The 13,780-nt window shown below is 67.6% G+C and carries 17 protein-coding genes; 12 read left to right on the top strand and 5 right to left on the bottom strand.

The features are described from left to right. The first annotated feature begins 1 nt into the window (after position 1). Complete coding sequence (locus tag H7F30_RS02635) at positions 2-1,645, top strand: hypothetical protein (RefSeq protein ID WP_187036537.1); 1,644 nt, start codon at positions 2-4, stop codon at positions 1,643-1,645. A 5-nt stretch (positions 1,646-1,650) separates the two neighbouring features. Here the strand turns inward: H7F30_RS02635 and H7F30_RS02630 are convergent, their stop codons facing one another. Continuing rightward, positions 1,651-2,094 (bottom strand): hypothetical protein, encoded by a 444-nt coding sequence (locus H7F30_RS02630; protein WP_187036535.1) that lies wholly within the window; start codon positions 2,092-2,094, stop codon positions 1,651-1,653. 233 nt (positions 2,095-2,327) lie between these two features. Between H7F30_RS02630 and H7F30_RS02625 the strand changes: the two genes are divergently transcribed. Beyond that, the gene (locus H7F30_RS02625) at positions 2,328-3,338 is read left to right on the top strand and encodes a hypothetical protein (RefSeq protein WP_187038128.1); all 1,011 of its coding nucleotides are present in this window, start codon (positions 2,328-2,330) and stop codon (positions 3,336-3,338) included. 312 nt (positions 3,339-3,650) lie between these two features. Then, the gene (locus tag H7F30_RS02620; RefSeq protein ID WP_187036533.1) at positions 3,651-4,001 is read left to right on the top strand and encodes a TM2 domain-containing protein; all 351 of its coding nucleotides are present in this window, start codon (positions 3,651-3,653) and stop codon (positions 3,999-4,001) included. A gap of 4 nt (positions 4,002-4,005) precedes the next feature. Here the strand turns inward: H7F30_RS02620 and H7F30_RS02615 are convergent, their stop codons facing one another. Further along, positions 4,006-4,692 carry a hypothetical protein gene (locus H7F30_RS02615; RefSeq protein WP_187036532.1) on the bottom strand — a complete coding sequence of 229 codons (687 nt, stop codon included), beginning with the start codon at positions 4,690-4,692 and terminating at the stop codon, positions 4,006-4,008. Positions 4,693-5,008: 316 nt separating this feature from the next. On the opposite strand from H7F30_RS02615, the gene H7F30_RS02610 reads away from it, so the two are divergent. The 9 genes from H7F30_RS02610 (at position 5,009) to H7F30_RS02570 (ending at position 11,208) form a co-directional block, all read left to right on the top strand. Further along, entirely contained in the window at positions 5,009-5,155 is a 147-nt protein-coding gene (locus tag H7F30_RS02610) for a hypothetical protein (protein WP_156170157.1), read from the top strand. Positions 5,156-5,260: 105 nt separating this feature from the next. Further along, positions 5,261-6,025 carry an ABC transporter ATP-binding protein gene (locus H7F30_RS02605; RefSeq protein WP_052946839.1) on the top strand — a complete coding sequence of 255 codons (765 nt, stop codon included), beginning with the start codon at positions 5,261-5,263 and terminating at the stop codon, positions 6,023-6,025. Further along, entirely contained in the window at positions 6,022-6,822 is an 801-nt protein-coding gene (locus H7F30_RS02600) for an ABC transporter permease (protein WP_082128670.1), read from the top strand. The genes H7F30_RS02605 and H7F30_RS02600 overlap by 4 nt, the downstream gene beginning before the upstream one ends. Positions 6,823-6,861: 39 nt before the next feature. Continuing rightward, a complete protein-coding gene (locus H7F30_RS02595; protein ID WP_156170155.1) occupies positions 6,862-7,521 on the top strand; it encodes a hypothetical protein in 660 nt (219 codons plus the stop codon). 11 nt (positions 7,522-7,532) lie between these two features. Then, on the top strand, positions 7,533-7,712 hold the full coding sequence (locus H7F30_RS02590) for a hypothetical protein (RefSeq protein WP_156170153.1): 180 nt from the start codon (positions 7,533-7,535) through the stop codon (positions 7,710-7,712). Then, a complete protein-coding gene (locus H7F30_RS02585) occupies positions 7,709-8,668 on the top strand; it encodes a TOMM precursor leader peptide-binding protein (protein WP_052946838.1) in 960 nt (319 codons plus the stop codon). The genes H7F30_RS02590 and H7F30_RS02585 overlap by 4 nt, the downstream gene beginning before the upstream one ends. Then, on the top strand, positions 8,665-10,086 hold the full coding sequence (locus tag H7F30_RS02580; RefSeq protein ID WP_370562866.1) for a YcaO-like family protein: 1,422 nt from the start codon (positions 8,665-8,667) through the stop codon (positions 10,084-10,086). The genes H7F30_RS02585 and H7F30_RS02580 overlap by 4 nt, the downstream gene beginning before the upstream one ends. Before the next feature lie 10 nt (positions 10,087-10,096). Next, positions 10,097-10,690: a nitroreductase family protein gene (locus H7F30_RS02575; protein WP_187036528.1), complete on the top strand. Its 594-nt coding sequence runs from the start codon at positions 10,097-10,099 to the stop codon at positions 10,688-10,690. After that, positions 10,687-11,208 (top strand): CPBP family intramembrane glutamic endopeptidase, encoded by a 522-nt coding sequence (locus tag H7F30_RS02570; protein WP_187036526.1) that lies wholly within the window; start codon positions 10,687-10,689, stop codon positions 11,206-11,208. The genes H7F30_RS02575 and H7F30_RS02570 overlap by 4 nt, the downstream gene beginning before the upstream one ends. Here the strand turns inward: H7F30_RS02570 and H7F30_RS02565 are convergent. Genes H7F30_RS02565 through H7F30_RS02555 form a run of 3 tightly spaced genes read right to left on the bottom strand, consistent with a single transcriptional unit; the run spans position 11,205 to position 13,779 of the window. Then, positions 11,205-11,840 (bottom strand): response regulator transcription factor, encoded by a 636-nt coding sequence (locus H7F30_RS02565; protein ID WP_187036524.1) that lies wholly within the window; start codon positions 11,838-11,840, stop codon positions 11,205-11,207. The two genes, H7F30_RS02570 and H7F30_RS02565, sit on opposite strands and share 4 nt — an antisense overlap. Continuing rightward, positions 11,837-13,009, bottom strand: a complete 1,173-nt coding sequence (locus H7F30_RS02560) for a sensor histidine kinase (RefSeq protein ID WP_187036522.1) — start codon at positions 13,007-13,009, stop codon at positions 11,837-11,839. Before H7F30_RS02560 ends, H7F30_RS02565 begins: the two co-directional genes overlap by 4 nt. Then, positions 13,006-13,779: a trans-aconitate 2-methyltransferase gene (locus H7F30_RS02555; RefSeq protein WP_187036520.1), complete on the bottom strand. Its 774-nt coding sequence runs from the start codon at positions 13,777-13,779 to the stop codon at positions 13,006-13,008. The genes H7F30_RS02560 and H7F30_RS02555 overlap by 4 nt, the downstream gene beginning before the upstream one ends. Position 13,780: the final 1 nt, after the last annotated feature.

Genomic DNA, 13,780 nt, shown 5'->3' with positions numbered 1-13,780 from the left:
CATGGCTCTCACCTTCACCACGCCCACCCCCGTTGAGAACGCGCAGCACCACGCGAGTGCCGCGGCCTCGAACTCTGCCGTGGCCGCTGACGCCGTGGCCGAACTGTACGCGGCGCTCGCGGCGGTCGACGACGCCCTCCGCTCCTACGACCCCGAGGGTGACGACGCGGCTCCGGCCGCGCGACGCATCCTGCTCAAAGCCGCTGCGGGCGCGGGCAAGTCGTTCGTTCTCAAGCGCATGGTGGCTGAGGCGAGCGGCCTCGGCGAAGGGCGCACACCGACCGGCTGCAGCGTGGGCATCACGGCGTTCACGAACAAGCAGCTGTGGTCGCTCGCGGAGTCGCTGGGTCAGGATCTCGGCGCCGAGAACGTCGCGCTCGTCATGAGTAACTCGATCGACCGCGACACCCTGCCGCCCCACCTCGCGGAGCGGTGCACCATCGTCAGTTCGGGTGAGCTCGATCTCGAGACACCGGTCATCCTCGCCACCGCCGCGATGATGGGCATGCGCGGTTATGCGTGGAAGACGAGCCGCGGCCTCGCGCGTCACGAACCTCTGTTCGACGTCCTTTTCGTCGACGAGGCGTGGCAACTCGCGGAGCATCTCTTCGACCGCGTCTCGTGGTTGTCGAAACTTCACGTCGGCGTCGGCGACGTCGGGCAGCTGCCGCCCCTCGACTCCTCGGCCAACCCCTGGCGCGGCGACTCGGGTTACAACCCGTATCGCGCATGGCCGGAGTCGTACGTCGGCATCACGGCGCGACGACTCGACGCCGAGCGTGACGGGGTCACGTGGGTGCGTGAGCTGCCCGCCGTCTGGCGTCCCACGGGTGAGCAGCTGGGGCTCTGGCAGGCGTTCTACCCCGACTGGGCCGAACTGAACTGCGTTGCAGCGCCTGGCGATCGGTCGATCGTCGCGGGCGTATGCGCAAGGGAAGGCGCCGATGAGCCGACCTTCGGCGAGGAGATCGGCGGCCCCGAAGTCGTCGACGCGCTGATGCCGGTGCGCGCTGCGTCCGACGACGTGTGGCGCCAACTCGGCACCGGCCGTCCGACGCTCCTCGAGATCGACGGCCTTCCCGAGGCGGAGGCCGCCGACATCGACGTTCCGCTCGTGGCGGCGATCGAGGCCCTCCTCGACGAGTTGGTGGCCGACGGCTTCGAACTGCGCAGCGCCACCTACGGCCCTGACGGGTCACCGACGGGAGAGCGCACCGACGGCATCGACGACTTCGGGGGCGACCCGCTCATCGCGCTGCTCGCAACTCGCAACCAGGCCGTCGACGACATGAGTGACGTCGTCGAACGCCTCACGCGTCGCTACGACCTGCCCGAGGGCGCAGTCATCGCCTCGACGGTCGACTCCTGGCAGGGGCAGACGAACGGCATCACGGTCGCCATCCACCCGCTCTCGGGCGCGAGCAAACTCGACGAGTTCAACTCGGCGTTCGGCCGCCTCGCCGTCACATGCACCCGCGCGACGCACGGGCTGCTCATGGTGGCGCGTGCCGGACTCGACGACCTGCTCGCCACCGCGCCCGCGCGTCCCGGAACGCCGATCGGCGAACCGGGATCACGAGCCCTGCCCCGCCAGACGCACGAGCGCATCCTGGGTGCCTTCGCCCGCGGCACCCTGACGATCTGAGTGCCTTACGTCGTCGGGGAGTCCGTCGACGTCGGTGAGCCAGGCGTGGACGGCGGGTCTTCGCACATCCTCAGCGTGGTCGTCCCGCCCTTGTCGAACTCGGCAGACGTCCCATAGGTGAGTGCCACGTAGCGGTCGCGGCCCGCGCAGGGCGCGGCGACCAGACGCAACGTGACGCGACGGCCATCGATCGTGCCGCGCGCCGTGATGTTCTCCGCCCCCCACTCGTCCCACACGATGTCGGTGATCCGGGTCTCGCCCTCGACGAGAGTTGACGGTCTGACCGTCCCCTGCCCGGGCTCCTGCGGCGACGCCACGCCCACGGGCATGAGCGAGTCGCTGATCGGGGCGACGCTGCACGCACACGGCTCCGGTTGCGAACAGGCCGCGAGGAGGGCGAGCAACCCGGCTGCTCCGGCTCGTAACGTCAGTGCCTGCGTGCGTCTCATGCCCCTTTGACTCCGTCAGCGGCCTTGTGGTTCCGAAGCGACGCGAGTGGAAGGTTCAGAGGGGCGGGGTTTCCAGCCGCTGCGGGGCGGTCGACGTATCGGCGACGAGGGCGACGACGAACTGGCGTGACCCGAAAGTTACGGCGCGGAACGCATTAGCGTCGTCCTGAGGTGGGAGTCGGGGCTAGTTTTGTACCGATCGATGCACCACAGGTGTCGGGAGGGGACGAGAGATGTCGAACAACAACGGCAACTGGGACGAGCAGCCCACCCAGGCGGCGCACCAGGGCCAGAACCAGCAGGGTCCGGCGCAGACCTGGCAGAACCAGCAGAACGGCGGTCAGCCGGGCCAGTACGGCCAGGGGCAGCAGGGGTACAACGGCCAGCAGCCTCAGGGTGACCCCGGGCAGTACCCGCCGGTGCCGGGCCAGGCCCCCCAGCAGCAGTACCCGTCGCAGGGTGGCTACCCGAGCGGTCAGCCGAACCAGCAGGGTCAGCCGGGCCAGTTCGGCCAGAACCAGCCGGGCCAGGGCTACGGCTCGCAGCCGCAGGGCAACTACCCCAGCGGTGGTTACGCGTCGCAGGGCGCGCAGCATTCGTCCGGCGCACCGGGCAGCAACCAGCAGTGGAACAGCCAGCCCGCCGCCGGTCACGGTTTCGCCGGCCAGAACAACCAGCAGCAGTACGGTCAGTTCGGACAGAACGGATCGTTCGCGACGACCGACACGAAGGCGAAGCCGAAGGCCGGCATCGGACGCACCATGGGTTGGGGCGTCGTCGCGGCGGCCCTCCTCGCCGTCATCGGCTGCTTCGGCACCTGGGTGTTCGTCAAGGTGGGTCACCCCATGACCGGCGACTTCACCGCCTCGACGAACGGCCTGGGCATGGAGTCGTCGAACGCTCCTGAGGGGCGCTCCACGGGCGCCGATCAGGAGAAGGTCACCGACGGCTGGATCATCCTCATTCCGGCCCTCATCGCGCTCGCGCTCGGTGTGCTGCGCGCCATCGGGCGAGTGCGCAAGCCGGTCATGTGGGGTGCTGTCGCGATGGGTCTCGTCGCATCGGCCGTCGCCATCTACGACTGGTTCGACGTGCGCTCCGACCTGGCCGATCTCAAGGACCAGATGTCGTCCTTGGGTGATCAGGCCTCGTTCAGCGCCGGCAGCGGTTGGGGCCTGACGCTCTGTCTCATCGCCGGAATCGCGCTCGTCATCACGAGTGTGATCAGCGCGCTCCGCGACTGACTTTTCGGCGCGAAAGCGTCTACGACGAGCGGCGATCCGGTGTTTCGGGTCGCCGCTCGTCTCATCCCCTGTGGACAACTTCGGACCCTTTGTCACCGGCGTGTGCCAGCATGAAGCATGAGCAACCAGGGGTGGGAGACGAGCGGCTGTGACGACGACCGGTCCGTGTACGACGAGCCCACGCGCATGTCGTCGGGCCCGGTGCCGTCGTAGCCTCAGACGCCGTACGGGTATTCGAGCGGATCCGCTCCGTACGCGGACGGTTACCCCGCGCATCAGCCGTATCCGTACCCGCCGCAGGCGACGCCCAATGTGTTCCGGGCCCAGCCGACCCCGGGCTTCGTGCCGGGCGCGGCCGGTTTCGCCGGCCCCTGGCAGGGGCGTGTCGATCCGTACACGGGTGAGCCGCTGTCGGACAAGTCGAAGGTTGCCGCAGGTCTTCTGCAGTTCTTTCTCGGGTGGCTCGGCGTCGGGCGGTTCTACATCGGTGACACGACGGTCGGCGCGATTCAGCTCGGCATGTGGCTCTTCGGCATGGTGACGCTCATCTTCGGCATCGGCTTCCTCATCCTCATGGGCCTGTCGCTGTGGGCGTTCGTCGACGCCATCCTCATGTGGACGGGCTCCGTGCGCGACGGCAACGGCCGCAAGCTCGGCCCCTGACGCGTTATGACGCGGGAGCGCCCTCCGGCGCGGCCGGAGGCGGGGTCGACGGCGCGGCCGGAGGCGGGGTCGACGGCGCGGGCGGAGGCGTCGGCTCCGGCTGAGTGGTGAAGGTGTTCGTCGGAGACGGAGGCTTCGGGGTCGTCGGTTTGGGAGTGGTGGGCTTCGGCGAGGTCGGCTTGGGCGTGGTCGAACTCGTGCTGGAACTCGACTTCGACGAACTCGAGCTCTTGGACGCGCTGGAAGACTTGGAGCTCTTCGACGCACTCGCCTTGGCCTTCGCGGAGGCCGACGCCCGCGCCTCGGCTGCAGCGCGGGCTGCCGCTGCCTTGCGGGCGCGTTCAGCGGCTGCTGCACGCTCTGCGGCAGCCTTGGCCGCCGCACTGTCGTAGCTGGTTGCCGAAGAGGTCGACGAGGAACTCGTACTGCTCGAAGAACTCGGCGAACTCGTCGACGAGGAAGAGCTCGACGGCTCAGACGTCGAGGAAGCCACAGAGCCGGGCAGTTCGTCGCCGTCGCGGCCATCCTCGAACTGCTTCGCGAAGAGGGTGGCCCCCACGAGCGCCACGGAGCCGACGACGGCCGCCGTCACGACCCCGACGAAGGCGCGCTGACGGGAACGATCAGCCTCTTCGTTCTCGGACTCATCGTCGTATTCGTCGTCGTACCAGTACGGCTCGTCCTCACCCATATATCACCGAGTCTACGAACGCTGGATGTTCGTGCAAACCAGGCTCGGCGTGTCGCGTTCGGGTGAGGGGCCGCTCCGAACGTCATGAACGGGACCAGGGGCAAGAGGGGAACCACGGGCGCTGACCGGCGAGTACGCCGACGGGTGGACGTGACGTGTCCACCAAGTGGGGGACATGTCTGTCCCCCGATGGTCGCCTGTCGCTCCCCAGCTCTTCATTCGGCGGATTTCGCGAGTAACGCTGTCAGTGCCGAGGCATTCAGGCCATTGGCTGTGGGGATGACGCCTCACATGTGCACACACAGAAGGAGAAGTCATGCAGTTCACCGCTACCGCCATCGAGTCCGCTGTCTCTGACGCTCAGGTCGAAGCCTTCGGGTCGTCCGCCGTCTTCTTCGAGCCGACGGCGGCTCGCTGTTCGTCGTCGTCCTCGACGTGCTGCGTCGGTTGCGTCCAGATGTGACGTTCGGCATCAGAGTGACGGTGGGGGGCCGGGCCTCCGGGCACCCCACCGTCACCCGCCAGCTCATCGCCCTCGTGGCGAGAACACGGTCGAAGGAGAGAGCCCATGACCACCCCCAACCGTCCTGTCATCGAAGTCCGGGATGTCGTCGTGCAGTACGAGCGGACGGTCGCGTTGGACCACGTGACGCTCACCGTCCCGCGCGGTCGGATCACCGCCCTGCTCGGTCCGAACGGAGCGGGTAAGACCACGCTGGTCGATCTGCTGGAAGGTTTTGCTCGACCGGACGCCGGCACGGTCGAGGTGCTCGGTCGTGACCCGTGGCGTGCTCCCGCCGAGTGGCGGGACCGAATCGGAGTGGTGCTGCAGGACACTAGGTTGGACGCCGATCTGAGCGTGGCCGAGTTCATCGACATGTCGCGTTCCTGGTACAGCACGCCGAGGTCTCGTGAGTCGGCACTGGAATCAGTGGGCCTGACCCATGTGGCCGATCGCAGGGTGCACAAGCTCTCCGGTGGTGAGCGCCGTCGCCTCGACCTCGCGGCCGCCATGCTCGGTCGGCCCGAGGTGCTCTTTCTGGACGAACCGACGACCGGCCTCGACCCGGACGCTCGACGCGAGATCTGGAGCATGTTGCTCGACCTTCGCGAGTGCGGTCAGAGCATCCTGCTCACGAGTCACGACATGACTGAGGTGGAACGACTCGCTGACCACGTGGCCGTTCTTCGCGCTGGACGAATCGTCGCCGAAGGGACCGTCCGATCCCTGACCGCAGACTTCGGTGAGGGTGTCACGGGCTTCCGGGGGGCCGAGCCCACATTCGAAGACGTCTACCTTCACCTCTCACGCCGAACGGAGGCATTGCGATGAGTGCATACGGAGCCGAACGTACCCGGGACAGGCGCGCGGAACGCCACGTCCCGACGGGGCTCGGGGGCATGGTCTCGCAGTTGCGCTGGGACATCCTGCAGCAGTTGCGCAACCCTGCCGCAGTCTTCTTCACGCTGGCTCTACCGCTGCTTTTCCTCGTCGCCTTCGCCGCCACGAGCGATGACGCGGCGAAAGCGGCTGACTACTACGTGCCGGCCACAATGGCGCTTGCGGTTGCCTCGGGGACACTGACGAATCTCGCGGTCACTCTCACCTACCTTCGCGAGTACGGGCAACTGAAACGTGTACTCGTCACACCACTTCCTCGAAGTTCGTACCTCGGTTCACGCATCGTGGCGGCTGGGCTCGTGGCGCTGACGACCTGCGTGGTGCTGGGGATCGTCGGTCTGATCGTGTACGACGCGGCCGTTCAGCAGGTGGGCATGCTCGTCGTGGCCGTGCTCCTGACATTGGCTGTAGGTAGCGCTCTCGGAGTGCTGTGCACCGTGATGATTCGCAGTGAGACGGCCGCCGCACCGATCGCCAACGCCATCGGCTTGCCCCTGATGCTCGCTTCCGGAGTGTTCTTCCCTCTCGACTCGACGCCGCAGTGGTTCGAGAACGTAGCTCGCTACCTACCCTTCACGCGAAGTGTCGAACTGGGCGTCGACGCCTACGCCGGTACGGCGACGTCCACCGACCTGCTGGCGGCTGTGGCGGTGGGAGGCATCTGGGCACTCGTGGCGGGTGCTCTGGCCGTGCGTCTCTTCACCTGGGCGCCGATGAAGCGGAGGTGAGACTCGATGCTACGAACGCAGCGCGCGAGTTTGCGTGAAGTGAACTCAGGCGTGGACATCGGTCAGGTGCTCGACCTGTGGAGCATCGGTGAGGAGTGGCGCACCGGCGTGCACGAGGCCGCCGCCAGCGGAGAACGTGTGGTTCTTCTCTCGAGCATCGGTCTCTGCGGCCGACGTGACCTCAGCGACTACGAACGAGATCTCGCCGCCCGCGAGGACGAGGCGCGTTCGCTCCTGCGCCGAGCGATCACCCTACGTCTCGCTCCGGTCTTCGATGACCTGAGCGTTTACGACGAGCCACTGCGCGCCCATCAGCCGGTCCATCACGCCTACGGCGACGAACCGATCGCCTGGTTGCGCGCCCAGGACGTGCTGGAGGTCGTGCGCGCGAGCGCATCCGCACCCGATGGGTCGGTGTTCGACCTCGCGGGCGCAACGGCGGGAACGGCTGACGAAGCGCTCGTGCAGCGAGCGGCTCGTATGGGCGTTCGCGCACCACAGATTGTCCCGGTCGAGGCGAATGTCCTTGTCGATCGATTGTCGGCCGTCTTCGGCCGCTCGGCGGCTTCGGTCTTCGTCGGTCATCAACGCTGGGCCGGACGGACGGCGTCGAACAGCGAACTCGGCGCCCGAACCCTCACCCAGGCTCTGAAGCGGGAGCCGACCGGTTGGCACGCTCCCCACACCACCTCGAAGTGAAGGAGAACACCGTGAAAACGTTCATCGGACCGATCATTATTGCCCTCGTGCTCAGCCTTCTCGGGGCGGGAGCCGTCTGGATGACGACAGAAAACGTCGGAAAGGCACTCACGGCGGGCGGCATCGGACTCGCGCTCGGCCTGGCAATCTTCGTCTTCACGGCCCTCGGCGCCCGGAAGGACGCGCGATGAGTGCCCCCACGCTCGCGCCCGGTACGTCCGTACTGCGCCATGGTGAGAAGCTCGTCGTTCGGTCGGGAGACCAGGCTTGGACCATCTCGGGCGACGACATGGTCCACCTCGTTGAATCCCTGCTCGCGGGCAGTGACGACGGTGTCCTGCCGACCATGCCGACGGACTCGCCGGCATGGTCCTCCCTCGTCGAACTGCTGCGTGAATCCGGCCTCGTCAGCGTGGAGGAGGGGATGACGCAGGCATCACCCAGCGCTCGTTTGTTGTGGCAGCGTTCGGGCCAGGTGCATCCTCTGCGTGATGTCGATGCGGCGCTTCGAGAATCTGTCGTCCCCGTCCTCGGAAAGCACCCGCTCGCGGCTCGTGTCCGCTCAATTCTCGAGGACAGCGGGGTGGGGGTCACGGACGACGGACGTGAGGCTCGCGCCTGCGCACAGATCGAAGGCTCCGTGGCTCCGGCCGTCGTGGTCGCCGGTTCCGTGGACGATGTCCTTCTGACGGAGCACAACACCTGGGCCCTCGAGACGGGCCTGCCGTGGCTTCCGGTCGTCCTCGACGATGCGGGCCACTCTGTCGTCGGGCCGTACATTCGCCCTCACTCGTCTGCCTGCCTGCGGTGCTACCGGCTCAGGCGCGCGGCCAATTTCCCGGACCGACGCGTCATCGAAGACCTGGCGGGGGCGGAGCCCGTTGCGATGAGCCCCATGCCGACCGACATGGTGGGATTGAGTTGGTTCGTTGCCGCGCTCGCCGTCGAGAAGGTCACCGAACGCATTGCTCTGGGCGATCATTCGACGATGTCGTGCCCCGGCGGGCTGGCCGCGCTGGAGAGGAGCCACCCCGGCGTCAAGGTCACGGAGCACAAGGTCCTGCGCGTGCCGCGCTGCCCCGACTGTTCCCCCACGGCCCAGCGCGGACTTCCGCAGGTGTGGCACCACGGGGGTGTCTCGCAATGACGGACATTCTCCAGCGTGTGGATACCGACCCCTCGCCGCAAGTCGACGCCGCTGACGCCCGGCGGGCGCCGCGACGGCCCGACCCGACCAGCAGGTGGACCGACCGAGAAACCGGTTGGGCCAGGCTCGATCATCTGGCCTCACCCTTGGTGGGGCTGACGTCCAGGCTGTTCGCTCAGCTCCACGACGTCGACGACATTCGGATGTCGGGCGTCGGAGCGCAGGCCTGTGATTCGAGGTGGCTCCTGGGAGCAGCATGCAACGAACTGAACGGGGGCGGGGCGGCAGACCCTCGGCAGGCGCGTGCCGCCGCGATCGGGGAGACGGTTGAACGTTACAGCGGGGCGTACATCGACACGATGACGCTGCGGCGGGCGACCAGTGCGCAGCTCGACGCCGAAGGTGTGGACCACGTTCGCCCCGAGGAGTTCACCCCTTTCGCGCCTGAACAGTTCACGGTCGAGGGCTTCGCCTACTCGCCCTTCACTGCGTCGGCCTCCCTCGCGTGGTTGCGTGGTGTCGACCTCGCGGTCGGCAGCCCCCTCGAGGTGCCTGCTCAACTGATGTTCCTGGCCAACACCGCGCTCGACGACAACCGCATCGGCTACTCGACGAGTAACGGCATGGCGTGTGGATGTACCTGGGAGGAGGCCGTGTTGTCGGGCTTGCTCGAGGTCGTGGAACGCGACGCTTTCATGGCGACCTGGTACGGGCGTCACAGCCTGCCCCTCATCGACCCCGATTCGTCTGCGAGCCTGCGTGAGTTCATGGCGCGTCACGTCGAGCCCACAGGACTCGCTGTCTCCCTCGTCGATCTGAGCCGCCTCGTCGACGTGCCTGTGGTTCTCGCGCTCGTGCGCAATCCGCACAATGACGTTGCTCCGCTGGCCCTCGGAGCCGCCTGCTCGACCTCCGCGTTGACGGCAGCTCGTAAGGCCATGATCGAGGCCTTCCAGACGCGGACGTGGTCCAAGGCAGAACAGCGTGAGGGTGCAGTGATCGATCCTGGCGCCGGCTTCGAACAGGTCGCGGATTTCGACGACCACGTGCGCCTGTCCTTGCACCCGAAGAGCATTGCCGCAGCGGCCTTTCTCGATGCTTCGTCCGAGCGTGTCGGACTCGAAGATCTCCCCGCCGTTCCGGACGCTTCACCGGGCGGCGCGATCGACGAGATCGCCCGGCGCCTGCGTGATCAGGGTGTGCGGTGCGCGGCCTGTGACCTCACCAGCCCGGACGTTCGAGAGGCGGGCCTGGTCGTCGCGAAGGTGATCGCACCCGCGCTGAGCGCTCTTGACTCGGGGTACGCGGGGCGCATGCTCGGTGGCCGACGGCTCTACGAGCGCGCCTTCGAGGTCGGGTTGTCGCCCAGAAAGCTGACGTTCGACGATCTCAACCCCTGGCCCCACCCGTTCCCCTGAGGAGGAAGCCATGATCACCGATTCCGTTCACGGAGCAAATCTCGTTGACGTCGTCTACGGCGAAGTGCCGGCGCCCGGTGACCCGGCAGAGGACTTCGTCGAGGCCACGAAGATCCGGCGTGACGCGATGAGTTGGGACGCGCCGGGTGTCCGGATGTTGCAGACGACCCCGGAGATGCACCCGATCATCGCTCGTGCCGGACAGCGCCACGTCTCTCGCGCCAGGACCGAACTGCCTGCTCCGATGAAGGTCGAGACGAGCGTTGCCGACGCCCTGGATCGCCGTTCCAGCGCGGACGGGTTCGCGGACGAAGAACTCACTCTCACGGAGTTGGCCACCCTATTGCGGTTGGCGTGGGAGCCGCGCCCCGGCACCGGACCGGCATCGGGCACACAGCCGCGACGGGCCACGCCGTCGGCGGGGGCGCTGTTTCCGCTGGAGGCTGGCCATCTGTGCCAGACCTTGCTCCTCACGGCTTCGGCCATGGACTTGGCGGCCCGTCCTCTGGGCGGATTCTGCGACGACGAGGTCAACGGCACACTGGGATTCTGCGGTGTCGACGAGGTTCCGCTGTACCTCGTGCCGGTCGGTCGGGGCCAGTGACCCCGCCGTGGGGTGCCGCCACGGCAGCGCACTTCGCTCTGCCGTGGCTACTGAAGCGAGCAGCGGCCGGCGAACGGGGTCGGCGCCTGCGTGATCCGCACGTCAGTGGCCGCGTCTACGACATGGCCACCGTCGTCCTGGCCTGGATGGCATCGCGGGAGGGAGCCAAGGGGGGATGGTGGCTCGGCATGGGCACCATGGCTCAGCTGGGGGCGCGGCCCGGACGAGAATCAGCGGTCGTCACGACGGCCCAGGTCGCCGTCGCCGAGGAGATGCTGTGGCGCAGACACCGTCTGTGGGCAGTGGTGCCATTCGCGCTGCTGCACGCCCCCCGGGACCCGCGTCGGTGGCCTTACCACCTGCTGACGGGGACGGTGTTCCACTTCGCTGCTCGGTTGGGCCTTCCGGCGGCGATCGCCGTTCATGCCGGCCACAACATCGTGCTCGAGCGGTGTCGTGGTACCGGGCACGAGGCCCAGGGCCTGGCCTCGGAACCGTCGTCTGCCTGGCCGGCCTAGTCGTAGAGGAGGTTCTTCTCGAGCGCGACGCGCACAGCCGACGCCCGATCGTTCACCTCGAGTTTGGTGTAGCAGCGCGAGAGATAGGTCTTGACCGTCGCCTCGGAAATGCTGAGCGTGCGGCAGACCTGACGGTTGGTCAGGCCCTTGGAGACGAGGGTGAGGATCTCGCGTTCCCGGCTGCTGAGCTCGACGGGTGGGCCGGGCGCTTGGTGAACGAACTGGGTGGCAAGTGCAGACGTGACCTCCGGCGAATAGGTCGACGTGCCGTTTGCGGCGTCCACCAGAACCTTGGCGATCTGCGCCAGGGGTGCGTCCTTGAACACGTAGTTGACCGCCCCCGCGCGAAATGCCGCCGCGATCGCCTCGCACGAGGTGAGGGCGGAAAGAACGACCGCCGGCGGGGCGTGCGGATGTTCCCGGAGGCTCGCGATGAGTTCGTCACCGCTCATCCGGGGCATCGCCATGTCCGTGACCAGGACATCGGGGCGATGTGCGGTGAGGGCCTCGGGCACGTCACGGGGGTCGTCGAGGGTGGCCACCACCTCGACCGCGTCGCCGCTGTTCAACAGCAGTGCCAAGCCGGACGAGACGAAGCCGTGATCGTCGACGATGACGACTCGCACACTCATGAGCTCTCCGATTCTGACGTGCCGACGAGGGGGAACTCGGCTTCGACCAGGGCACCGCCGTCGGTGGATTCCCCGATGCTGAGGCGGCCTCCGAGGCCTTCGATCCGCTCCCTGCTGCTGCGTAGCCCGAAACCGTGTCCCGGCCCCGGCCGCGCCACGGTGGTGGGTGGCATGCCGACGCCGTCGTCCTCCACGCGCACCACGATGTGATCAGCGGTGCTGAGCACAGTAATGCGTGCTCGGTCGGCTCCGGAGTGTTCGACGGTGTTCGTGAGTGCTGTTCGGATGAAGGCCGTGGCCGTGCTGCGCAGACGAAGGGGGAGTTCCTCACCGTGACGGAACTGTGCGAAGTCGGTTTCGACGCTCAGGCCGGAGGCTGCAGCGACGCTGGCCGCCGCCGCTCGGACACCTCGCGCGAACTCCGCGTCGTTGTCCGGAGCCTCGTCGGTGTCCGTTCGGGCGAGAAGCGACCGAAGTTCCTTGAGACTTTCCCCCGACTCGACGTACGCCAGATGCGTCCGCTGCCGGGCGTCGTCAGCCGCCGTTCGAGCATCGGACGCGGAGTCGAGCAGCATTCGGATGAGCGCCAGACGCTGCGTTACACCGTCATGCACCTCCTGAGCAATGCGGGCACGTTCGGCTTCGATGCCCGCGATCCGACTCAGCTCGGCCAGTTCCTTCTGCGAGCGTCGCAACTCCTCGAGCGCTTCGGTCCGTTGCTTCGTCACCTCCAGGATCTGGGAGATCCACACAGCAGCGGCGATGCTGAGCAGGTAACCGAGAGCAAGCGGGGCGAGGGCCCAGGCGTGAGGTGACGCGGCGTGAGCGAAGATGGACACCAACGCGACCCCGAACACCACCGTGACCGTGACGACGGCTTGTCGCAGGGGCAACGCCCAGAAGGTCTCCGCGACGGCGACGGGCAGGAACAGCGCGACGACGGGGGAGCCGAGCCCGATCAGCGCCAAGGCCGCGATCGTCACCGGAATCCGGGGAACCCCTTCCCTGCCGAGGAGCGCGAACAGTGCCGCGCCGCAGACGGGCGCGATCGCCATCGGCCAGCCCGCCTCCCACACCGCCAAAGCGGTGAGAAGGACGAGGAGGACCGAACGCAGTTTGATCCATCGTTCGAGATCCTGCGTCGAGAGGAAGTGGGGTGTGGCGGTCATCGGACGTTGACCACCGCGCTCACCACCGCGTTGGCCGTGGAGTCACCGGAGGAGAAGGCTTGTAGGGCTTCTCGAACGGCCGAAGCGGCGAAGAGTTCGCCCGCGCGCGCGTCGTCGTAGGCGAAGCCTGCGAGGCCACCCCGGCCGACGTGGACATCAACCTTTCGCCGGGCCTCGTCGGCTGCAGCGTGCAGGAGATCCTCGAGTTGACGGGGCTCGAAACCAGCCGCGAGCTGGTCGCTCAGGTACTCCCGTTCGTCGTCGGTGCGAGCAAGAGCGAGGAACGCCTCCGTGTCGACCGACGTCCGGGCCTCGGCGACATCGACGACGAAGAGCACGCCTCCCGGCGCGAGGTGGCTCATGACTCGGGTCAGGCCACGCAGTGGGTCACTCCACAAGCCCAGGTTGAGGTGGCTGACGGCCAAGTCGACCGGATGCTCCAGATCCTCGAGGTCTTCGGCGGCGGCGACGGCAAAGGTGGCGCGGGCGTCAGCCCCGAAACGTCGGCGAGCCTCGGCGACGGCGCTCTCGACCGGGTCGATGCCGACGAGGTGGAGGGTCGCGTCGAGTCTGCGGATCGAACCGAGCATCTCCCCACCCCCGCACCCGACGTCCAGGACGCGCCGCGCCTCGGGTGCGAGCGCCAGGGCGATGGCTGCGTTGAGAACCCTCGACGGCTCGGTCTCGCGATCGTCGAAGGTTGTGCTGATCTTTCGTCGTTCCTCGTCGGCGAACCACCGTTGGGCTCGTCGTGCCCGCCCCGTCCTCATG

The sequence above is a fragment of the Dermacoccus sp. PAMC28757 genome (assembly GCF_014302635.1).
Taxonomy (GTDB): Bacteria; Actinomycetota; Actinomycetes; order Actinomycetales; family Dermatophilaceae; genus Dermacoccus; species Dermacoccus abyssi.
The sequence above is the reverse complement of the archived record's forward strand: the minus strand, read 5'-3'. Positions and strand labels throughout refer to the sequence as shown.